20 protein-coding genes are annotated in these 23,518 nt (G+C 46.0%); 1 reads left to right on the plus strand and 19 read right to left on the minus strand.

Annotation, left to right across the window (positions count from 1 at the left end):
• Positions 1-27: 27 nt before the first annotated feature.
• The gene (locus tag DYD21_RS11290; RefSeq protein WP_116036672.1) at positions 28-1,140 is read left to right on the plus strand and encodes a VWA domain-containing protein; all 1,113 of its coding nucleotides are present in this window, start codon (positions 28-30) and stop codon (positions 1,138-1,140) included.
• A gap of 1 nt (position 1,141) precedes the next feature.
• Here DYD21_RS11290 and DYD21_RS11295 read toward each other — a convergent pair whose 3' ends face one another.
• The 19 genes from DYD21_RS11295 to DYD21_RS11385 form a co-directional block, all read right to left on the minus strand.
• On the minus strand, positions 1,142-2,233 hold the full coding sequence (locus DYD21_RS11295; protein WP_116036675.1) for a 6-bladed beta-propeller: 1,092 nt from the start codon (positions 2,231-2,233) through the stop codon (positions 1,142-1,144).
• A gap of 67 nt (positions 2,234-2,300) precedes the next feature.
• Entirely contained in the window at positions 2,301-3,695 is a 1,395-nt protein-coding gene (locus DYD21_RS11300) for a M56 family metallopeptidase (protein ID WP_116036677.1), read from the minus strand.
• Entirely contained in the window at positions 3,692-4,063 is a 372-nt protein-coding gene (locus DYD21_RS11305) for a BlaI/MecI/CopY family transcriptional regulator (protein ID WP_116036680.1), read from the minus strand. Before DYD21_RS11305 ends, DYD21_RS11300 begins: the two co-directional genes overlap by 4 nt.
• A 360-nt stretch (positions 4,064-4,423) precedes the next feature.
• Positions 4,424-5,527: a DUF4837 family protein gene (locus tag DYD21_RS11310; RefSeq protein ID WP_116036682.1), complete on the minus strand. Its 1,104-nt coding sequence runs from the start codon at positions 5,525-5,527 to the stop codon at positions 4,424-4,426.
• A gap of 343 nt (positions 5,528-5,870) precedes the next feature.
• Positions 5,871-6,410: a hypothetical protein gene (locus tag DYD21_RS11315; RefSeq protein ID WP_147303564.1), complete on the minus strand. Its 540-nt coding sequence runs from the start codon at positions 6,408-6,410 to the stop codon at positions 5,871-5,873.
• Positions 6,411-6,424: 14 nt separating this feature from the next.
• The gene (locus tag DYD21_RS11320; RefSeq protein WP_116036689.1) at positions 6,425-6,952 is read right to left on the minus strand and encodes a 6-bladed beta-propeller; all 528 of its coding nucleotides are present in this window, start codon (positions 6,950-6,952) and stop codon (positions 6,425-6,427) included.
• Positions 6,953-7,178: 226 nt separating this feature from the next.
• Positions 7,179-8,387: a 6-bladed beta-propeller gene (locus DYD21_RS11325; protein WP_116036691.1), complete on the minus strand. Its 1,209-nt coding sequence runs from the start codon at positions 8,385-8,387 to the stop codon at positions 7,179-7,181.
• A gap of 411 nt (positions 8,388-8,798) precedes the next feature.
• Entirely contained in the window at positions 8,799-9,278 is a 480-nt protein-coding gene (locus DYD21_RS11330) for a hypothetical protein (protein WP_158551584.1), read from the minus strand.
• Between the two features lie 264 nt (positions 9,279-9,542).
• Positions 9,543-10,091: an OmpH family outer membrane protein gene (locus DYD21_RS11335; RefSeq protein WP_116036696.1), complete on the minus strand. Its 549-nt coding sequence runs from the start codon at positions 10,089-10,091 to the stop codon at positions 9,543-9,545.
• Between the two features lie 18 nt (positions 10,092-10,109).
• A complete protein-coding gene (locus tag DYD21_RS11340) occupies positions 10,110-10,631 on the minus strand; it encodes an OmpH family outer membrane protein (RefSeq protein WP_116036698.1) in 522 nt (173 codons plus the stop codon).
• A gap of 47 nt (positions 10,632-10,678) precedes the next feature.
• Complete coding sequence (locus DYD21_RS11345) at positions 10,679-11,218, minus strand: OmpH family outer membrane protein (protein ID WP_116036701.1); 540 nt, start codon at positions 11,216-11,218, stop codon at positions 10,679-10,681.
• A 3-nt stretch (positions 11,219-11,221) separates the two neighbouring features.
• On the minus strand, positions 11,222-13,747 hold the full coding sequence (gene bamA / locus DYD21_RS11350) for an outer membrane protein assembly factor BamA (protein WP_233505527.1): 2,526 nt from the start codon (positions 13,745-13,747) through the stop codon (positions 11,222-11,224).
• 21 nt (positions 13,748-13,768) lie between these two features.
• The gene (locus tag DYD21_RS11355) at positions 13,769-14,599 is read right to left on the minus strand and encodes an isoprenyl transferase (RefSeq protein ID WP_116036703.1); all 831 of its coding nucleotides are present in this window, start codon (positions 14,597-14,599) and stop codon (positions 13,769-13,771) included.
• Positions 14,600-14,667: 68 nt separating this feature from the next.
• Positions 14,668-15,123: a 6,7-dimethyl-8-ribityllumazine synthase gene (gene ribH, locus DYD21_RS11360; protein WP_116036705.1), complete on the minus strand. Its 456-nt coding sequence runs from the start codon at positions 15,121-15,123 to the stop codon at positions 14,668-14,670.
• A gap of 6 nt (positions 15,124-15,129) precedes the next feature.
• Positions 15,130-15,966: a PHP domain-containing protein gene (locus tag DYD21_RS11365; RefSeq protein WP_116036707.1), complete on the minus strand. Its 837-nt coding sequence runs from the start codon at positions 15,964-15,966 to the stop codon at positions 15,130-15,132.
• 7 nt (positions 15,967-15,973) lie between these two features.
• Complete coding sequence (locus DYD21_RS11370) at positions 15,974-17,617, minus strand: S41 family peptidase (RefSeq protein WP_116036710.1); 1,644 nt, start codon at positions 17,615-17,617, stop codon at positions 15,974-15,976.
• Positions 17,618-17,623: 6 nt separating this feature from the next.
• Positions 17,624-19,624, minus strand: coding sequence for a LysM peptidoglycan-binding domain-containing protein (locus DYD21_RS11375; protein ID WP_116036712.1), 2,001 nt, complete (start codon positions 19,622-19,624; stop codon positions 17,624-17,626).
• Positions 19,625-19,717: 93 nt separating this feature from the next.
• Positions 19,718-21,409 (minus strand): NAD+ synthase, encoded by a 1,692-nt coding sequence (locus DYD21_RS11380; RefSeq protein ID WP_116036715.1) that lies wholly within the window; start codon positions 21,407-21,409, stop codon positions 19,718-19,720.
• Positions 21,406-23,082, minus strand: a complete 1,677-nt coding sequence (locus DYD21_RS11385) for an amidohydrolase (RefSeq protein WP_116036717.1) — start codon at positions 23,080-23,082, stop codon at positions 21,406-21,408. The genes DYD21_RS11380 and DYD21_RS11385 overlap by 4 nt, the downstream gene beginning before the upstream one ends.
• Between the last annotated feature and the right edge of the window lie 436 nt (positions 23,083-23,518).

The raw sequence follows: 23,518 nt of genomic DNA on the forward strand, positions 1-23,518 counted from the left end.
CAAACCGAAAACTCAACCGGCTATTTTATGCACTTTCGATATCAGCAGTGGGATGAACGTTTTAACCGGCAGGCGGGAAAATCTCCGTTTGATACGCTCTGGGATCTGTTCCAGGAGCTTCTTACAATTTCCGGCGGAGATGTATCCCAGGCGATGCGATGGCTGAACGATATCGACAAGGAGTATGGTGTCACAGATCAGTTTGAGGAAGGCTATGGAATCGGTGATTTTATTGAGGAGATGCAAGATCGCGGATACATCCGGTTTGATGAGGAGGAGTCGATTATGGTTCCCACATCAAAAACGGATCGTAGTATTCGTGAGAAATCACTTCATGAAATCTTTCGTCAGCTAAAAAAAGGCGGAAAAGGGGAGCATAAAACACCGCATACAGGACGTGGTCTGGAGCGTCAGCCCGAAACCCGCAACTGGGCACCCGGCGATGACATCGGCCATATTGACAGCGTTGGCACGCTTATGAATATGTTGCAGCACAGCTCACTGGATCAGTTTCAGCTGCGTGAGTCGGATCTCGAAGTGTATGATACCGATCATCACACCTCCGCCTCAACAGTATTGCTAATCGACCTGAGCCACTCCATGATTTTGTATGGCGAGGACCGCATCACACCGGCAAAAAAAGTGGCAATGGCCCTCTCCGAGATGATCATGCGTAATTTTTCCAGCGACTCGCTCGACATTGTCGCATTCGGAAATGAAGCCTGGGAAATTGCCGTAAAAGATCTTCCCTATCTTAAAGTTGGACCCTATCACACCAATACGCTCCAGGCGCTTCGTGTTGCCCGCAGTATTCTGCAGCGGAAAAAGTTTTCCAACAAACAGATTTTTATGATTACGGATGGAAAACCATCCTGTATGATCGAGAACGGCCGCTTGTATAAAAACAGCTTTGGTCTTGATCGTAAAATTGTCAATAAGGTTCTGGATGAAGCTGTGGTTTGCCGGCGTAAACAGATTGACATCACAACGTTTATGATTGCCCGGGATCCTTACCTGCAAAATTTTGTGCGTGAACTCACCGATGCAAACAAAGGCCGTGCGTACTATTCTTCACTCAATGAGCTTGGCGGCTACATCTTTGAAGATTACATCCGAAACAGGCGGAAAAATGTGAGATGAGTCAAAATGGGTACGCCCGAAGGTCTCCCAGCTCCGTAACGATGTAGATTTCCCGGTTTGAGAAATCGATATCAAATATCGGTTTTAACTCTATCTCCTGATCAGAATCGAGCCGATAGGTGTGAGTTAATTCTCCCTCTCCATTGAACCGGTAAATCTGAATCATTTCATGTTCGGACGCAAGAAATAGGTCCCCATCCGGCCCCATTACACCGGCATTAAAGTAATCCAGCCCGATTCTCGAACGGATATCAGCCCGCTGCATCCGCTCCATCGTTTGAAAAAAGTGATCTGTCATTTTCTCGAATTCTGGAATCTTTGAAAGATCCGTTTCCCACAGTTTTTCTCCGTTCATTCGGTATTGCGCTATCCTGGGAAGCGAAGCGTAGACAAGCTTCAGCTGATCCGGATTTGACGGATTACTCACCGGAAAAACATTTGCGCGGTAAAATCCGGGGATCTCACCGTTCAGGATATCATTCCGAATTTCCTCGTTATCCAGCGTAAATGCTGAACCTTCCGGAATTTCCCCAACATCAGCTTTGAATTCACCCGACCAGTCATACAGGCGATAGACAGATTCAGCAGACGCTCCGGCTTGAACCGGTGAGAGCAACACCTCATCATCAGCGGTGATGTGCGGCTGATTTGTCAGAGTCGGCACGATAATTTGAGATGTTGTAACCGGTGGCGACGGAACCGATGGAATGTAGCCGATCTCGCCATAATTGAACACAGAGTCGTATTCACCATCCTTCAAATAACGATGGATTAAGAATTGACCCGTATCCACAATGTAGAGGTAGTTTTCGGTCAAATGAATATGGCTGACCCATTGAATTTCTCCCGGACCGCGTCCCACCCTTCCGAATTCTCTCACGATTTCACCTGCGGGATTCAACATCAATACGCTGCCATTTGCTGCATCATACACAAACAGATTTGAAGAGTTATCAAACCTGATAAAATTAGGAACCGTGATCAGATTCTCCTCGTGGCTGATAAAAGTCCGGTACTCATCCAGAGTCACAATATCCGGACCTAATTCTTCTGTTTCTTCGGAAGTACATCCTGTCCAAAAAACAAAGCTCAATGCGAGTAAAATTGATGGAAATAAACATCGAATTACAGTCCACTCCGAAAAGATCACCTGACATAGCCTACTCATTCCCGGCTCTCTGTTCCGGGCTCGGCGGTAATGCCGGAGGTGAAGAAACTTCAAAATGGTGACTTGCCCGTATTGTCTCCAGTTTCTCTTCCAGCAACTTGTGCTCATGAACAATATTTGCATAATAGCGCTCCGCCTCCTCTCTCTGTTCTGTGAGTGACAAACTCATATATTCCTCGATAACAGTCGCTATCCCATCTGTAAGCGCCCCGATTTTAGATTTTACCATCTCCTCATATTTCGGAGATTCTTCGTCAATCGATATATATCTGAATCGAAAAAGACGATGCTCTCTCATTACGCCCTGAACATCCAGCACAATTCCAAAGTATGCGTTTTTATGAACCCTGAGCGCGATCGTTCGATTTGGGAGATCCTCAAACTCAGTCAGCTGTTCACTCAGCTTTGAGATGTGAATCTCTTCATTATTAAGCAGAATATTTTCTGAATCTGAAATTTCAATCCCGATCACTTTACCATAATTCTGCAGCGCGGATATGTCCGTTCCGAAGAGCATCGCAGCAGATAACAAAAGCGGCAGGGCACTGCTCATTTTCAAAACCGATCGCTGAAATGATGTTTGCCGATTCATCATCAGCATTCTCTTTTTGATTTGGGAGTAATTGAAAGAACTGGCCAGGTGCGCCGGCTGCTGACCTACAAGTGTCTTCAGCAGCATTTTCTGGTATGATTTCACCCGGTCAGTCTTCTGCAAAACCGCCCGGTCTGCCAGGAATTCGTGATTAAGCTGTAACGACCGTTTGAAATACCTATAGAGCGGATTGAACCAGAATAATGATTTCAGGATCTCTATCAATAAAATATCCCAGCTATGGCGTTGCCGGATATGAGCGTTTTCGTGAATCAGGACTTCCCGGCTTATCTTACCGCTATTATATTCACGCTCATTCAGAAAAATGTAACCCAGGAAACTAAAAGGTGCCGTCTGCTCTTTCAGCAGCACTACGGTGGAATCTTTGTAGTAGAACCGGGCGTGACGCCGCACTTTATGGAGTATTGATTCCACTTTGCAGGTGAGTCGAATCAGCAGAAGAAGAGTGACAAATACGTACATTGAAACTCCAGCTTTGATCATCATAGATGTGGAGATCAAACCACTTTCAGTTCCGGATACCGCCACAGTCTCTTCATCCCCGGACAGTTCAACCGCCTGAAGATTCTGCGCGCCGGATGATTCCGATGCACCCAAAGATAAAATCTGATCCACAATTCCAACCGGCAGCAACGGGATGATCAGCGAAAAAAGCAGGGAGAAGAGCAGATATCCGCGATTAAAACGCGGCATGTTCTCCTTCTCGAGGTAGAGATGATAAACCGCGAAAAGAAGCGCCAGGCAGAGAGTTGATTTGAAGAGGTAGAATATCATGACTGACGTTTTTCCAGTTCCTTGTTTACAATTTCTCTGAGTTCTTCCAGCTCCGAATCGGTCAGATCCGTTTCCGAAGCAAAAAAGGAGGCAAACTGCGACGGGGAATCATCGAAAAACTTTCGGATCAGGCCATTCAGATGTTTCGAAAAGTAGACGCTTTTCTTTACCAGCGGGAAGTACAGTCGCGATCGTCCCATCTGCTCATAATCTACAAAACCTTTATCCTGCATCCGTTTCAACAGGGTTGCGACCGTCGTGGTGGCTGGTTTCGGCTCAGGATAACACTCCAGGAGATCTTTCATAAATGCTTTTTGAAGCTTCCAGAGGTGCTGCATCAATTCTTCTTCTGTTTTGGATAGTTTCATATTTCTACAACATTAGAGTGTTTTCTACGAATGTAGAGTAATTGAATTAAAAAGTAAAATAAATTTCTCGATTCTGTGGTCTTTTACTGGATGTTGGTTCATGAGGTTTTATCTTTTGTCCCGCTTCTGGTCCTGTGGTGTCTTCCATATTGGTTCGGAATTATAAGCTCCGTCAGTGACAAATAAGTGCTTATTGCGAAGACGGAAGATCGCGGATCGGGATCCGCTATGACGTTTTAAAGGAAAGTGTATTTTTTACAACTTCCAGTCTTCTCGGTTCGGGGGTCTGGGTTGAGGTTTGAAATGAGGGAGTATTTATTCAACTTCTGGTCTTCTCGGTTCGGCGAACCGAGGTACGATTCACTGAGTGGCAGCAAAATCGGGATTAAATTTGCCCCATGTTGAATCGCTGGCAAATGTGCGGCCCATCGCCTGGAACTGGCGTACGAATCGCCGTTTATTTACACGGGGTGCAAACTGTGCGTACTCTATCATAAAAACCCTTCGCGTTTCCGGATCGTAATAGGTGAAATGGACAAACGGTCCGCCCATAAAATCATTTGTCATTCGCCATATGCCCATTGTTTCATAACCAGTGAGCCGACTTCCTGTACTGAATTCCTGAGTTTTTACCGCCTCCCTGTAGTCCGTTTCCACGTAAGAACTATCCCGCTCTCCCTGCACCAAAAATTGCATCAAAGAATCCCTGGTGCTGTTAATCCATTCCGGATTGATAAAATCACCATGCTCCACATTATCTTTCCACCAGGCCCACATCCACCGGTTGTTGTCGGGCAGATATCGGCGAAACATTACCGATTGTGTGGAGTCGAACAGCTGAACGTAATCGTGCTGCATCCGCACGCTCCATCCGTGATTTTCCCAGAGTGAATCGGCCAGTGCAACCTGTTCACCTCTTCTATAGATTTCTCCTGTCCGATAGTTGATCTCCCTCTCTTCCAGATGTGAGAGCAGTTCATCGCTGCTGTTCCTGATTTTTTCGGCAAGACGTTCATCGGATGTGGAGGTCAAAACCAGGGTCCACTGTTCTCTCGCCCACCGATCCTGCAGAGGAAAGGCAAAGCTCTCACCCAGTTCCACTCGCTGCCGGACTTCGGATCCGAGCATCCCACCCACAAGCTGTGATGTATTTGTCTGCTCATTCAGCGGTGCTGCAATAATTATATTTCTGAACCTTTTCAGTTCATCCAGTTCCTGGTTGCTTTCAAAATCTCTGAAGATAAGCGTATAGGCGGGTTCCCAGGGTTGAGGTACAGTCTGTATGTACCGCCCAAATGTTTCGCGAATGGCGTCAGCCGTTTCACTTTCCCACTGGCTGGAATCCATCACCACAATCACTTCATCAACCGGTCCGATCGCTTTTTTTCGATAGTCTCCGCTGCAGGCAGAAGCAAAAAGTATCAAAAGTAATGTATATGAACAGAATTGAATATAATTTGTCATACGTTTAATCTCTACAATTATAGAATAACTTCTACAAATGTAGAGATAAGAATTTAAAAAAGCGAAATTCTTTTTCACTTCATCTCAACCCCATACCAAACCACAGTCTCCTACACCGTCTCACTATCACATTCACGAGTATAGTAGTAATCTCCGCGGATATGATTAATAATTCTGCTTTATTTCCCGCTACTTCTCATCTCGATTTATAAATTCTACTCTGTGTTTAACTATACGCTCGATACCTCGCGGTATATCTCTCTCAAGTTCATAGAAGTAGCCGTTTTTAATTTTTTTCAATGGTTTGCTCATCACGCTTCTCGACGTTCTTCTGCCTTCCTTTTCAAACCGGGCCAGAAGCTGTCCCTCCGGACTGATAACCCGCCACTGATAGGTGGAAGTCACTGTCTGTGATGGTCGCCACCCACAGGCGATCCTCGTCATCCAGCTCCATGGTATGAACTGCAGGCCAGGTTTCGGGCATTTCATATTGTGCGAGAGACCGTTCCCGAAATCTGCTAAGTTCAAAAATATTCATATCCAGTTCACTCTTTGTGACTGACTCATACCATACTTCTTCAAATTCCCCTTCACTGTCATAAATCCTGATCAGGAAATCGTCGGTCCAGTTTGTGTAGAAACGCCCATCTCTTGAAAAGGAAACCAGTGAACTCCGAGTAAACGGCATGGGAAAAGGGAGTTCAAGTCGATCTGTTTCAATCGGGAAATAGAAAGGAAACCGATCCACAACAAGAAGAGGAGCTGAAACTATTTCTCCATTTTTTGATAACGGGTAGAAGGCTTCGAGTGGATCTCCTTCCTGTCTGTATGCTGAAAAATGCTGTTTATGAAGGATGTATTGATTCGTATGTGTAGCGATCAAATTGCGGCCTCTCATTACGCCATGAGAGTATCTCCCGAATTATTAAAATTGCCTTGCAAAAGCATATCCCTGATGTGAGAAAATTCCTGAGTGGAAAATTGACCCATTTTTTGAAGCCTGCCATCGAAAATGTACAGCGTATCTTGCACTATCTGCATGGATGAAATTGCCTCATACTCTCCAGGCCCTCTTCCTTCACGGATAAATTTGTCAATAAATTCTCCGTCACCATCAAATACATATACGCCAACCGTTCCGGGTATCGTGGCTGCAATAAAAACCCTGTCATTTTCATCTACAGCCATTTCGCTTATATACCCCCTCATAAACACCTCATCATTACTTTCAAATACCGTTTCACGAATTAACTCAACCGTATCGGGCAGAGCTCCTTCGGCGGCTGCAATGAGCGTCAGGTTTTCGATATCCTTTAGATGTTCAGGGAGTTCAGGTGATGCAGAACTCTCTTGTTTCTCACTACAGCCAATCAGAATCACAAATATCAGGAAAACTGAAAGTTGTATGAATTTTTGTGTATTCATAACCTGAAAACCTGAGTTCGATTCTTAAATTTATCCTATATCAACAAAAACAGTCCAAAAAGGGCGTTCGTTAAGTTAATTCGTCAACAATTATGTCATGCCGGACTCCGATCCGGCATCTCCTGCCTTGTTAAGGACTGGAGATCACGCATCGAGTGCGAGATGACACCCTTTTTGGACTGTTTTTGACATTTTTAAATCGAACTCAGGTTGAAAGATTACCTGGCTATGAATCCTCTACCTCAATACTGTATCTCACCACCTGCTGCAAACCGGTATCAGGATCTGTTTCACGTGTGAAGAGGTAATCATCCCGAATAGTGGCTATCGCCGTTCCATTTGGCAGTTCAAACCGGGCCCTTAAATCACCCGACTCTTCCAGGACCCACCATTCGTTTATTTCTTTATCCTTTGCATAAACCGAAATCCAGATGCGGCCAGTGTTGTCGGTATACATTTGTTGCAGTGCCGGCCAGGTATTGGGTAGCTGCATGGATTGAACTGCATCCTGAAGTTGTTCATGATTGTCAACGCTGTTTAGAGCATCATTCCGGGTTAAATTTCGCTTTTCGAATGGATAATAAACTGCGGACTGATACTCACCCGCTGAGCTAAAAGTTTGGATCAAAAATTCTGAAGAATCAGCCAGATAAATCATGTCATTGTCTGACATTGTCATGATTTGCCTGTTTGCAAAAGGCGGGGGAATAGTGAACCATTCAGTAACAATGTGTTCCGGTTCAGAAATTTCAAAAAACTTTTCAGGTTGTGCCTGATGGTCTCCGTTCCAGCGGTAGTACTTCCTCACTCCGGTCTCATCAGGATTTTCCCGGTATAATAGCGGAGAAGAACGTGAGGATAATATCAAAGATCCTTCACTGCTAATTGAATGAAATCCTGGATTCATAAAATTGGGTTCCGGTAAATTCTCCCAGCTGTCACTCCCTATTATTATTGCAGAATCAAATACCGGTAAAGATTGTCCATCTGAACCCAGTTCAAATAAATTTATTCTGCGACCATTTGGATCATTAACATAGAGGTGGTTTTTGTAAATCTCCATACCCCCGACCCACTGGAATTCTCCCGGTCCGCTCCCCTCCCGACCGATACGCCCCATGTACTGGCCATCCTCTTCAAAAATATGAACGGAGTGTCGTTGTCTATCCCCAATATATACCCTGCCAAACCGGTCGGATCGTACGGAGCCATAGGAGGCAATCGGTTCATCATCTGTATCGCCAAAAACCTGTTCGCGTGTAAGTCTCAACGTATCTGCAGAAGAGATATCAGCGGAGGAATAGATTGTGACATTCTCCATTTCCAGGATATGGGGAGGCACATCAGCGAAAGTTTCTTCGTCTGAGCTACATGATGTGAAGATGCAGACAGTTGAGATCAGACCGATTAGCAGACTTTTATTCGTTTTTATCATAATAGCAGTTTTAATTTTTAACCTGCCGTCTATTTACTACTTTTATAATACTATTTCAACTTTATTTAAGAATTTTCGGATAGTATTCTTCTGATAGTTTCCGGGATGAATGTTTCAGCCTGAAGAAGTACTGTTTTGGAGCCACGAAGAAATCCCGAAGTGTTTTCAGTTCGTTCAAAAGTGAACAGGGGAGAAATGAGAAAAGGTGATATTTCCTGGTAAAAAAACAGAAAACATCTCCCGGATAAGCTCAACAGAATCTGTCTCAATTCCTTCGGTGGGCGCAATGAGCGCCAGGTTTTCGATATCCTGAAGATGCACAGGGAGTATGAATGAGACGGAAACACCTGGTTTTCAGTTCAGCCATTGGCAATGAGAAGTATTAAACCGGTTACCCGTTTTTTTTAAGTATCAGAATTCAATTATTTGGGGTGCAATTGAATCATTTGCACATTGCATTAACGCGGATGGATAAATGGCAGATATCCCCGCCTCCCGGAATATCTTCATCACGTTTTTATCAAAGAGGTACTTCTCTTTCTGAATTCTTTTATCCAGGTGATCGGGCCAGGTTGAGTAGGCTTTTTCTTCGCTGTTTTTTCTGGTCTCTTCAATTTTTACACACATTTCCGGATCTATCACAGGAAGATCAATTTCAGCATACTGGTTATACATAAATTCGAGGCTCGTATGCTTTAAATACCGGGTCTCGCCTGAGAAAAGTGAGACGGCCACCCATTCAGTATCATAATCCGTTATTTCAAATATATCACCCTGCAGTACCGGTATCCTTTCTTCTGATCCATCATCCGGTTTATGATGCAGTTCCGCACCTTCATACAAGACTTTCACATAATCCTGAGCCTGAATTTCTGCTGAAAATAGTCCCATGATAAGAATGAGTAGTATCAGCTGAATACCTTGACCTGATCCGTTCATATACTAAAATACGATTGAAGTTGAACGTTTTTCTTGAAGAGTACTACCTCAAACGAGATATCCTTCATTGACTACCCTTACTCTATATAATAAACATAGATCTATTTGCAAATAGAAAAGGCTATTGGGATGCGTACAATCCTCTGCAAACAAAAAAAGGCGTCTATCCCGAGATAAACGCCTTCTTAAAAATTAATCAATTGTATGAACCCGGAATCAGATTCCCAGGTCTGCCATCACTGCATCGGTGATATCGTACTCACTCTGAACTTCTTCAGAAACGTACAAAATAATCACGTCCCCTCCGGATGTGGTGGTATTGAGTACGTAGTCGATTCCTTTTGATGAAGCAACATTGTTGATCGCCTCTTGAATCTGGTTCAGGAGCGGCGACATCAGTTGTGCCCGCTGCTGTTGAAGTTCCTGCTCAGCCTGGTTCTGCATCTGCCGGAATTCAGCATCGAGTTCACCCAGCCTTTCCTCTTCGTTCTGGCGAGCCTGCTCAGAAATCACTCCAACTTTTTGCTGATAGAGTTCGATTTCGGTCTGCAATTCCCGCTCTTTTTGTGTGAGTTCCGACTGTTTGCGTTCAAAAAAGTTTTGCAATCGCTGCTGAACAGCTCTCATTTCCGGCATACGATCCAGTACGGCACGCGGATCCACAAAACCGATTTTCATGTCCTGGGCCTGCACCGTGGCAGGAGCTGTCATCAAACCGGTAAGTGCGATAAGAGATGTAAAAAGAATGATTTTTGCTAATTTCATAATGCGTATCCTTCGATATTAGTTTTGTGTAAGATATTCAATGACTCTTTCTGTGATGTCTACTCCTCTGTCGGACATATAGTAAACGATCGGTTCGCCGGTACCTGACTGCCTGTTAAGCACGTATTCGAGGCCCATGTCACGCGCTACAGTTTCCATGGCGGCTTCCACCCGATTTAAGAGAGGTGAAAAAAGTTCGTTTTGGCGCTGACGGATCTGATTTTGAATCCGATTCTGCAGTCCGGAAAGTTCTTCTTCCATTTCCGAGAGGCGTTCTTCTTCAGCTTGTTGCTGAGCTTCAGTAAAATTGCCTGCTTCTGCTTGTTCGGTATATGCGGTCAGCTCCTCAATCCACTCCTGGTAACGCGCCTGAAAACGCTGTTCGCGTTCCTGAACGAATTGCTGAAGCGTTGATTCGATTTCAGAAGTTTCTGGCAGTGAGTCCAGTACCTGGTCCGGATTCATCACCCCAACACTGAGCTGCGCACTTGCAAGCAGAGGAATGAAAAGGAATATTATTAAAAGCTGTAGTTTTTTCATTTTAGGTAGTAATTAATTTTAAGCGCCGAAGTTAACGTTTTTAAAGATCAATTTCTTATAGCAGCCGGATCCATACCCATCTCTAACATCACATCTTCAGTCAGGTTCCACTCTTCACGTACAAACAGGAAGCGTGTTTCCTGTGCACGATCAAAAACAAAATCGAAGTTTTGTCTTCGGGCAACCTCATCAAGGGCCTCAAATATCTGCCGCTGAATGGGTTCCAAAAGTGTTTCCTGGGTTGTGAAGTATTCGCCCCGGGGACCAAATTTCTCCTCAACCAGTCGATCACGCTGCTGTCTCAAATTTTCAATTTCATTTAACCGCTGCTGTCGAACATCTTCTGTAAACAAAATTTCACGTGCTTCGAAATCATCCGCCAGCTGCTCAATTTCTTCTTCTATTTCCTGTATATCATCTCTCCACCCTTCACTCAAAAGATTTAACCGCTGTTCAATACCCGAGTATTCCGGCATATTTTGAAGAATCACGTCGGTGTCAATAAACCCGATTTTCTGATCCTGAGCTTTGGTGTCGGCGACAGAGAGTGCACAAATCAGTAAGAGAATAATTGGTAAACGTTTCATACCCTAAAATGGTGCACCGATATTGAAGAGAAACTCCCATTCACCCGCTTGCAGACCCGATTGGTTTTGTGAGTGCGGATCTGTTCCATCAAGCCTGTAACCGTAACTCAGGTCAACAAGACCGAGAATCGGCAGGAAGATCCGTGCTCCAAAGCCGGCTGCTCGTTTTACGTTGAATGGATCAAACGAGGTCATTCCATCAAACGTATTTCCCGCATCCACGAAAGCGTATGGAATCAGCTGCAGCTGCTCCGAGCGGACGGCAGGATACCGCAGTTCAAGTGAGTATTTGCTAAATGCCCGGCCACCAATTTGGTTTCTGAAATCATCCAGCGGTGAAATTTGGCCGCCAATACCGCCGGGGAAACCACGCATGTTAATGTTGTCGTTGGTAAAGCTTTGTCGCTGCTGAAGCTCTGTACCTCCAAGGAAAAACCGCTGGAAATTACTCCGGTTTGATTCTGTGAAGTATCCCATGTAACCGTAATCCACGGTGGATGAGAGTACCAGCCGGCCAACAATCGTAGCATGATGCTGATAAGATGTTTTCAGCTTATAAAACTGAGCAAAACTTGGAATAGGCAGAGCGATCTCGCCGGAAATATTAAATTTAGATCCTGTACTGGGCGAAATTGGGTTATCCGTAGAATTTCTCTCCAGTTCTTGACGAACGGTCAAGAGGTCAGCTCTTCCGTCATCAAATATCTGTCCGAAACCGGCAACGTTAAAATGATTATACGTTAGAACGGTTCGCTGGGAAAAGAAATCATCCGGCCATTGCAGGCGCCGGCCCAGGCTCACACTTGCTGAAATCAGCTCATTACGCTGGTTCGCAGTGGAACCTTGTTGTACCGGGCTGAAAAACCGGTTTCGTTGCCTGCCGTAATTCAGAAGATCGTAGGACAGTGAAACTCCAAGTGACGTTGGACGTCCTCTGAGCCATGGCTCTGTAAAACTAAAGTTGTAGCTCTGAAATCCGCTTCCTGTTACCTGCACTCCGAGTGAAAGGCGCTGGCCGTCGCCGGTAGGAATGGGATCCCATCCGCCGGGCTCAAACATCCGCTGAACGGAAAAGTTATTGAAATTAACCCGTGCTGCCAGGATCACACCGATCTGCCGTCCGCCAAAACCACCTGAAAATTCAAAGTTATCAGATCCCTGGGTTTCATCCAGACCAAATTCAATATCTACGGTACGCTCTTCCGGATTCGGCCGCACATCAGGAGTGATTCCTTCAGGGGTAAAATATCCAAGCTGACCAAGTTCACGGATGGTTCTAACAATAGCTGAGCGGCTGTATGTGTTGCCGGGAACCGTTCGTAAATTTCTGCGAACCACATCATCGTGGGTTTTAGTATTTCCCGTAAACGTTACATTTCGAATGGTAGCGATCTCATTCTCAACAATTTCAAAATGGATATCGAGAGAATCTTCCCCTACTACACGAATATCTTCACTAACGTTAAAAAAGAGGTATCCAATATTCTGATAGAGGCTCGAAACATCGGCATCATCCTGACGGAAATTCAGGTTTTGGTCAAATTTTGTTGCGTTAAAAATATCACCCCTTTGAAATCCAAGTGCCTGGGTAAGCTGCTCATCGCTGTAAACAGTATTCCCATCCCAGGAAATATTTCGGACTTTGTATTGCGGGCCTTCTGATACCGTAATATCAAAATGAACTCCCTCTTTGCTGCGCCAGTCATCAATATAAACAGAATCACTTAAGACCCGGATATCCCGAAAACCGTTATCACGGTAAAATTGCTTCAGATTGGCAATTCCTTCTTCAAATTCCTCTTCGGTATACACATGGCGTTTGAAAATTCTCCACCAGCGATCTTGTTTGATGGTACCGAAGCTTTTTCTCAGGCGCCGGTCGCTAAAATGTTCGTTCCCTTCGAAATTTATTTCGCGAACTTTTGTTCGCTCTCCGCGGTCCACGTTAAAAATCAGGTCCACGCGGTTAGGATTTGCTTCATTCGGCTGCTCAACAATCTCTACTTGAGTGCCCCAATATCCTTCCTGGGCATAATATCGTTTGATGGTATTGAGTGCCTGCGATCGAACAGAGTTGGTAACGGCAAGCCCTGAAACCAGGTTAATTCGTTCGCGCAAATCTCTTCTGTGAGAGCGCCTTACCCCTTCGATTTCGTATTGGCCAAGCCGGGGTTGTTCTTCAACGGCAATCTGTATGTTTACGCCATCACCCGAAAGCCGTTCATAAAAAATCTGTACATCGGAAAAGAGACTGGTCCGGTAGATCTGCTTAATTGCGTTAGAGATGTCATCACCGGGGATGGTTATGGTTTCTCCGACTCTGAGTCCGCTGCTGCTAATCAGGTAACTCTCCCGTCCGGTTACAAGTCCCGTTACGGAAACCTCCCGGATCTCGTACTCCCGGGGCATCAGGTTTTCGGGGTTTTCGATTTGAATTCGATTAGAATCCTGCCCGTAGCTGATTTGAATTGATCCGAGTGTAATAAAAATTATCGCGATACTAAAACAGAGATGCTTAATATGTGTCACCTTTTATACTACTTTCAGCGGTTATGATATGATTTCCTTTAATACAGACGCAGATGCAGATTTGGAGTATCCGTTGTTCTTCACCTTCCCGTATCTACGATCACGTTGTTGATAGGATTTTATTGCCTCGTAAAGTTCAGCTCTTCTGAAATCGGGCCAGTACGTTTCTGTGATATACAGCTCAGAGTAGGCGAGCTGCCACAGAAGAAAATTACTGATTCGAAATTCACCACTTGTGCGGATGATCAGATCGGGATCGGGAACTTCTCCGGTTGACAGGTGGGAGCTAATCATCGAATCGTCAATATCCTGTGGTTCAAGCTTGCCTTCTTTAACCTGCTCTGAAAGTCGTTTAACCGCTTCAGTGATGTCCCATCGCCCGGAATAACTAAGTGCCAGGCAAAGCTGCAGCCTGTCGTTATCTTTGGTAAGTTCCGTTACCTCACTAATCTGGCGTTGGCACTTCTCAGGCAATCGTTCGATTTGGCCAATGGTCACAAACTTAATATTATTCTCGTTAAGCCGTTTCGCTTCGTTTTTGAGAGACTTAACCAGAATTTTCATCAAGCCGTTAACTTCCACAGTTGGCCGATCCCAGTTTTCTGTAGAAAAAGCATAGAGAGTAAGATGTTTTACGCCAAGCTGAGCACACGACTCTGTAATATCCCGTACAGAATCCACCCCGGCTTTATGGCCGAAGATCCGGATATTTCCTTTCGTTTGTGCCCAGCGCCCGTTACCATCCATAATAATTGCGATATGTGTCGGGATTTTTCCCGACTTCGCAATCTCCTCCTGCAGCTTTTTATCAGACTCTGTCTGAGCGTTATTTGTAAGAGTTAATGCTTTCAAAGAGGTCTATTGATATTTTATTCAAGCTATACATATTAGAGCTAATATAGCCATTTTTCAAGCGGTATTTAAGAATTAGAATTCTTTACCGAATGGCTCAGCTCCAGCATATCACATACTGCAAGCGCAGCTTCCGCACCTTTGTTCCCTTTATCAATTCCTGCACGTTCCATCGCCTGTTCCACGTTGTCCGTTGTAAGCACTCCGAACGAAACAGGAAGCCCATATCGTATATTTAACTCTGCAATCCCTTTATTTACAGCATCACATACATAATGAAAATGTGGGGTTCCTCCTTTTATAACTGCGCCAATGGCCACCACACCGTCCACATTTAATTCGTCAATGCACATTTTACAGGCAAGGGGAAGCTCATAAGAACCGGGGCAGCGGTATGTAAAAATTTGATTATCAGGTATTCCTTTTCCTTTGAGTGCGGCAACGGCTCCTTCCAGCATATCATCCGTAACAAACGAGTTCCATTTGGCTGCTACAACTGCAATTCGTTTCTTTTTCCAATCCATATTGAACTAATTTATTTTTGATCGCTGCTGCGATAACCGTTTTAATGCTTCTACATGTTTCTCGCCCAGTGTTACAATCCCAAAATAGGGATCGTAATCAGAGCGCCGCGACCCATGATAATCACTTCCGCCGGTAACCAAAAAATTATTTTTTTTCGCAATCTTTGAAAAGTTTTTTTGAACCGGGTAAGGGTGGCTGGGATGAATGCATTCAATACCGTCGATTCCCTGCTCCATCAATTCATCAATTTCATTTTGTGAGTAGAGCGGACCCGGGTGGGCAAGCGATAGTACGCCGCCTGCTTTTTTCATACAGCGTATCGCTTCTCCAAGCGTGCAATACTCCGTACCAATAGAGCCAAGTTTTTCCGATGAAAGATACCGGATAAATGCCTCATTCACCGATCCCACTACACCTTTATTCAACAGGACAGATGCGGCATGCGGCCGGCCAATATTGCTAAAACCCGCCTCTGCTTTTACTTCATCGAGGTCGATGTCGATCCCTTTATGCTGCAGATGATCCACTATTTTTGCCATCCGTTTCCTTCGAGCGCGGCTTTGACGAAGCATCATAAGATTTACTTCTTCATCATCGGGGTCAAAACAATACCCTAAAAGATGAACCTCTTTATCCTTCCATTGAACAGACATCTCTACCCCGGGCAGCAGTTCTATTCTTCCGCCGTTCAGTTCTCTCGCTTTTTTATATCCTTTAATCGAGTCGTGATCGGTTATGGATATGGTTTTCAGACCTTTCTCTACTGCTTTATCAAGTATTTCCTGAGGTGTACATGCTCCGTCTGAAGCATTCGTATGAATATGAAGATCGGCTTTTCCCAAAAAAAATCTACGGGTTTAAAATTGCGTGATATCCTTCAATGTCTCCGATCAGCCGGATCGCTTCCTGAACGGACCGATCGGTTCGCAGCCTGTTTTGGGCTCTGAGTTCGGCTGAACCCGTTTGAGCTGCCCACTCTTCGGTTAGTTTTTGTTCGATAAATTCCCGGTTATTTCTGAGATCCTCATCTTTTTTCCTTTCAACAGAGCGCTCAAGTGCGCGAATTAAATGTGCAGATTCAGCTTCATCATGAAATTGCTCACTACTGGCCAGAAGCTGTTCCAAATGCTGATCGGCACTCAGCTGATAGCTGAAATTCTCGCGCTCCAGGTAGTCCAAAAACTTCTCATATGCGTCTTCTGGTTCTTCATCTTCTCCATGTTCAGCTATATAATCAGCGGTAAAGAAAAAGAATTTATTGTTCTGCAACAGTGCGACCCTTGCCCGGGAATCTTCACCCTCGTCAACTTTTATATCCGGTTCGATTCCGAGACCGTCGTAAACCGTTCGGCCATTTTTGGTCGTAAATGCCCGCCGCAGCGAATCCGGGATCTGGCGGCCTTCGATACCATTTTCACCTGCATAATCGACCGACTGGATACTTCTGCCGCTCGGGATGTAGTATTGTGAAATTGTTATTTTCAGCGAGGTATTGTAGGAAAGCGGACGCACAGTCTGCACCAGGCCTTTACCGAAGCTTGTCTGACCCACCACTACGGCGCGATCGAGATCCTGCAGCGCACCCGCCACAACCTCCGATGCACTGGCACTGCCCCGGTTCATTAAAACAACAATAGGAAGATCTTCAAATACTGCCGGCTCATCCGTAACAAAAACTGTGTTCTGATTGGCCATCCGGCCCTTCGTTTCTACTACCGTAACTCCGGGTTCAACAAATTTATCCACGATTTCAACGGCTTCATTCAGCAAGCCACCCGGATTATTTCTCAGATCAAGAATCAGGCCGTCCAGGCTGCCCTGGTCTTTAAATCCAAGTAATTTTTCCCGGATTTCTTCGGCGGAGCGCTGACCAAACCGCGTGAGCTGCAGGTATGCAAGATTTTCATGCCCTTCAATCAGTCCGGAATATTCAATGTTTTTCACCTCAATCCGTTCCCGCACCAAATCAAACCTGATCGGCTCTTCGATGCCCGACCGGCGAATTGTTAGTGAAACCTCCGTGCCAGCATCGCCAATGGTAAGCTGCTGCACCTCATCGGGGTTCATGCCTTCCACCGCTACTTCATTAATGGAAAGGATCACATCTCCCGAACGAATTCCGGCTCTTTCGGCAGGATACCCTTCAAGCGGTGCGATGACGACTATCTGATCGCCTCTGAAACCAGCATCCAGACCAATTCCGCCATAGGTTCCCTGGGAGATTATTTCCATCTGCTGCTGTTCACCCTCATCAATGAATACCGTATAAGGGTCAAGTTCACGAAGCATAGCATTCACTCCGCTTCTCATGATCCGTTCCGGGCTCACCTCTTCCACATACATAGTGGCTACTTCTTTATAAACATCACCAAAAATGGTGAGCTGTTTTTTTATCTGAAAGTAAAGATCTCCCTGCCGGACAAAAGCCAGCGAAGAGATCAAAAAGATTGTGATTAACAGAGCCCAGAGTAGACCGGATCGTTTTTTGAACATTCGTTTTTAATTCGTTGGTATGGTCAGAGTCTGACCGGCATAAATAGTTGTTCCGTTCAGATTATTCTCCTGCTGTATAGCAGCAACAGATACGCCATGACGCCTGGCAATACCGCCCAGCGTTTCATTACGCCTTACGGTATAATTTACCGAACCGTTGCCTGATGAAGAGGCCTCATCAAACCGGAGAGCAAAAATATCTTCTCCGGATCGTTGTCGGCGCTCGAGCTCCTGTTTTTTGGAGAATGCAAGATCATCAACCTGCCGGTAGTACGCCTGCCTGTTGCTGGGTACGTGAACTGTTAACTGCTGACCAACCCGAATCGTATTTGAAATTCCGTTCCATGCCCGCAGCTGCCAGGCCCTCACATCGTACCACTCTGCAATATGGCCAATCGTATCCCCGCTTTTTACGGTGTAGGTTACAGAAGTTGTGTTTGGCGGAGCCTGCACCTGGTTTTGATTGCTTTGCGTTCGGGATGCCGATGCTGTAGCTCCGGGCTGATTTGACGGCCTGTCAGAAGAAATCTGCTCCATGGACCCCGGTGCGATGGGTACAACAATTCGCTGTCCCGGGTGGATTACATTACTAAGCCCTTCATTGGTTTCATAAAGTGAGCGAACGGATGTGCCGTATCGCTGAGCGATGAACCCAAGGGTTTCTCCCCTGCTTACTGTATGCATGGCAATTTCCTGCGCACGCTCTTCTTTTGGGATCTCCTGGTAGGCAATTAAAAATTCGTCCCTGGTTCCCACCGGAAGTTTCAGCGGGTATGAATCGCCGGGAGGTGTTGCCCAGCGAAGTAATTCCGGGTTGTAACTTTTCAATTCGTTTGTGGTGATTCCGGCGGCATTGGCCAGTGCATCAAGCGGCATCAGGCCGTCTACATCCACTACATCATACCGGTACCGTTCTCCTCCGTAGCTGCTCTGAAAACCGAACTCTTCCGGGTTCATGGCAACCATTGTCGCAGCAATAAAACCGGGCACGTATCCGCGGGTTTCGCGGGGCAGGTAAGGAAATGCTACCCAGTAATCTTCAACATTACCGCCTGCACGTATCGCGCGGCGTAACCCTCTCGGGCTGATATTGTATCCAGCCAGGGCCAGGTGCCAGTCACCCCAAATATCATACAGATCATTCAGGTGGCGCGCCGCAGCACGGGTTGATTTTACCGGATCACGGCGTTCATCAATCCACCAGTTCACTTCCAGGCCGTACATCGCACCGGTAGCGCGGATGAACTGCCACAGGCCAACTGCTGATGCCCAGCTTCGTGCGGTTGGCACCAGGCCGCTTTCAATCATCGAGAGGTGAATGAGCTCTTTGGGCGCTCCCTCCTCTTCAAAAATTTCTAGCATCATCGGGAAATAGTACTCCGAACGCTCAAGCCACCGCTCCATAACTTCGGGCCGACGCAGCGTGTAGTACATCAGGTGCCGGTTTACGTGCTGATTTTGTACAAGCGGCACTTCCGTTCGGTTAAAGGTAAGGTTATCCGGAAGGTTATATCCTTCTGCAATCCACTCATCTTTTTCAGAGAAGAGTTCATCCTGGATCGCAAAAATATCTCCTTCAACGTCGTTCATCGGTTCAGAAATCGCGTAAAACTCCCTGTATTCGGCCATCACGCTTCTGTAGAGCGCTGCAAACCGCTGGTTGTTTTGAACCTCAGGATAGTCATCCATCAACGACTGAATGGACGCAAAAGCATCGTTTATATGTCTTTCAGCCTGTACCAGATCACCCTGAATCTGTGCATCAATAGCCAGTACATGAATTCGATAGACATCAGATATTCTCTGCATTGTCTCTTTTTCAAGCTCTCCCAGTTCGCGGGTTTCTTCCACAGGCACCCGGTCTTCTCCTATATTGAGAAGCGGATTGGTATATGGGATCAGCTTTTTAGGAACGTTGCTTTCGGCTTCCCCTGTGTCAGATGATTGCTGGGCATGAACGAGGGCTCCCCAAAGGATGAACAGGGAGAGCAAAGTGAATGATTTCATAGACGTTGATTTATATCGTTTTCGGGTCAGTGATTATTTTTTTCTTCTCAATTATCTTTACTATCAGTGGAAAACGCAAAAATATATTTACGATTATTTTTCACCTTTATCCATCTCCTGTGAAGTCCATTGCTGTACCAACGGTCGACGGCGTCCGGTACCGAACGCTTTTGAGGTTAACTTAATTATCGGCGCAGCCTGAAATCTTTTAAACTCCTGGCGATCAATAATGGATATTATTTTTTTTACGGTTCCGGGATCGATACCGGAGTCCGATATTTCACCCACGCTGCGCTGCAGTTCAATATACTGATAAAGAATGGAATCAAGTGTATCGTAATCGGGTAAAGAATCGCTGTCTTTCTGATCCGGCCTTAGTTCTGCACTTGGCGGTTTTGTAATAATCTCCTGAGGAATCACTTCCCGTTTGTAATAAGATCGATTCAGCCACTCCGCCAGTTTATAAATTTCCGTTTTGTACAGATCACCGATCGGTGCGATGGCGCCGTTCATATCTCCGTAAAGGGTAGCATACCCAACCGCATATTCCGATTTATTTCCGGTGGCCAGAAGAAAAGCGTTGAATTTATTGGAATAGGTCATCAGCAGCGTACCGCGAATTCGGCTCTGCAGATTTTCCTCCGCAACACCAAATGGTTCATTTTTAAAAAGCGGCTGAAGCTGGCCGTTGAACTGATCGTATATTGTGTTAATGGGAATCTCATACAGCGAAAACCCGAGCGCATCCGCCAGTTTTTGTGAATCGCTTACACTCCCTTCACTGGAAAATTCACCCGGCATCGTGATCGCCGTTACATTCTCCGGCCCAACTGTTTCTGCAGCCAGAACGGCCACCAGGGCCGAATCGATACCGCCGCTTAACCCAAGCAACACCTTGTCAGTCACTCCGGTTTTAGAAAGATAATCGCCGAGCCCCAATTTTATCGCTTTGAAAAAACGTTCCTCCGGCGTTTTGGGGTACCCTCCTTTATCTACACCACGTAGTGATTCTCCCCCGGTGAACTCAACATCAGCGTATGATTCTTCAAATGCCACGGTCGAAACCACGGGCTTACCATCCGGGTTGAGCGCCATGGAGTCCCCTTCAAACACAATTTCCGTGTGGGAACCCACCTGGTTGCAATAAAGAACCGGACAATTCAGTTCTTTTGCGTGCTTGCCCAGCATATGCAGACGGTTTTCATGCTTGGTTTGCGTAAATGGCGACGCAGATATATTGATAATCAGCTCTGCACCGGCGTCCCGAAGCCTCCGGGCTGGATCGATCTCATAGGTGTGATATTGCACCTCATTTTCATTGTACCAGATATCTTCGCAAATCGTAACGCCCAGTTTCACTCCGTTCAGCTCAAGACAATCAAATGAGCGGTTCGGTTCAAAATACCGGAGATCATCAAATACATCATAAGTCGGCAAAAGTGATTTATGAACCACACCTTTTTTCTCGCCTTCAGCTGCAAGAATCGCAGAATTATACATCTTGCGGCCCAGTCCAGACAGGTTTGGCGTCATCGAACCGAACAGCAGTCCAGTGCGAAATTCCTTTGTTGTCTCTATCAATTCGCGATTAAGACTGTAGACCGAATCCCGAAATACTGGCCGCTCAAGCAGATCCTGAACCGGGTAACCGGTGGTGACCATCTCGGGAAGTATAAGCAGATCTATTCCATCATCTGCAGCTTTGGCATACGCCTTCAGGATGAGTTTTTTGTTTCCTTCCAGATCACCGATCGTTGGATTTAACTGGTGCAGGCGAATTTTCATTGATGGTCTCCCCGGCTGAAAACACGCTCGCCACCCATCCAGGTTTCAAGAACTTCAGTCTGCCAGATTTCAGATGCATCCACTTCAAAGAAATCCCGGTCGATGAGGATGAAATCGGCTTTTTTACCTTGCTCCAGCGATCCGATCACATCTTCCTGATGCGCGGCGTATGCGGCATCCACGGTAAATGCCCGGAGTGCTTCAACGCGGCTCATTGCCTGTTCGCTGTACCAGCCTTCAGGTGGTCTGCCATCGTGATCTTTACGTGTAACAGCGGAATAAAGCCCATAAAAAGGGTTTACGTTTTCCACGGGAAAATCCGAACCGCCGGCGATCACTGTCCCCTGGTTCAAAAATGTCTGCCAGGCATATGCACCTTCAATTCGATCCGAGCCGACCCTGTTTTCCGCCATATTCATATCGCTCGTGGCGTGTGTCGGCTGCATGGAGGCCACAAGATTCAGTTCGGTAAACCGCGGTATATCCTCCGGTGCCACAACCTGTGCGTGTTCGATACGGTGACGCATATCAGCCTGATCGCCAAGCTGCTCATTCACATATTGAAATCCGTCGAGCACCTGGCGGTTGGCAGCATCTCCGATTGCATGAATATTCATCTGAAATCCGTTTTCGGCACCGCGGAGCAGCATCTCGTTCATTTCTTCCTGGTCGTAGAACAATAATCCATGATTCTCGGGTTCATCGCTGTACTCTTCAATCATAGCCGCTCCCCGGCTCCCGAGCGCCCCGTCGGATGATATTTTCACACTCCTCAGCGAAAGTTTATGATCGGCATACTCTTCAACCGGGCCGTCTGCTGAAAGAACATCAAACGGTTCGCCCATTCCGGCAATCATAGCATAGATACGTGTTTTCAGTTCCCCGTTATCTGCAAAATCTTTATACATCTCCCAGGTAAACACATCCGTTCTCGCATCGTGAACGGATGTGAGTCCGTGCTCTGCCATCGTTTCAAGTGCGAGAGTTAATGCCTGCCGGTTATCCTCTTCAGTTCTTTCCGGCAAATTGGCAGATATATTCCGCATGGTCGCATCCACAAAAATCCCGGTTGCATCTCCCCTGGCATCACGAATAATACGTCCCCCCTGAACATCCGGTGTTTCACGGCTGATACCGGCAATTTCCATCGCACGGGTATTTGCCCATCCGGCATGTCCGTCAACCCGTGTGAGCCAGACCGGACGGTCAGCGATGACTTCATCTATATCTGCGGCGGTTGGGAATTCGTTCTCCTCCCACAATTCCTGGTTCCACCCGCGGCCTCGAATCCATTCCAGATCGGGATTTTCTTCGGCATATTCCCGCAGTTTCTCCTGTGTTTCTTCCAGGCTGCGCAGGCCGGAAACATCCACATCCATCTCCTGGAAACCGAGCCCCATTACGTGAGCATGCGCGTCAATGAGACCGGGAAGAAGAGTTCTGCCCTCACCATCAATTTGTTCAAAATTCTCATAATCTTCTGTGATGACAGATGATGTGCCGATGGCTACAATTTCATCCCCTGAAAAAGCGATCGCTTCAAACTGCACAAGTTCATTACCTGCAATCGTGTAGCCGTTTATATTATGAATAACTGTTCCATCCTGCGGACCTGATGAACATCCGGCGATAAGGAGAAGGGGGAGAATAAATACCAGGTATCGTAAAATCATGCGTGTAAAATCTGATGCTGTTTTGATTGAAAAGCTGAATATAAGAAATGATTTGTGGAGATCTGTGATCTAATCATCTGTGTTTTAAATTGAGAAATTAAGTGAATGATGCTGTTTCATAAGAGCCTGCCGCGAGAAAGATCATCACCAGAATCGTCTTACCTGACTCCGAACCAGGTCGTCTGTCTGTATGAAAAGTAAGCAAGCCTCATTCCTGTATGGATCCTCTATCGAGAGGCTGTGAGAAAATTGTTTCCAAAGAAAATGCACGTAAATAAAGTAAGATTTCTGCCATTTTCACAGTTCCAGACTTTCTTACCCACCCCCGTCCCCTCCCTATCGCGCCCTAACGGGACTTGATAGGGAGGGGAGCTTCAATACAAGCTTTGACGCCTTAAAAAAAATAATGCCAACGAATGAGAGTGTAAATTTTCAC

Source organism: Rhodohalobacter sp. SW132 (assembly GCF_003390325.1).
Taxonomy (GTDB): Bacteria; Bacteroidota; Rhodothermia; order Balneolales; family Balneolaceae; genus SW132.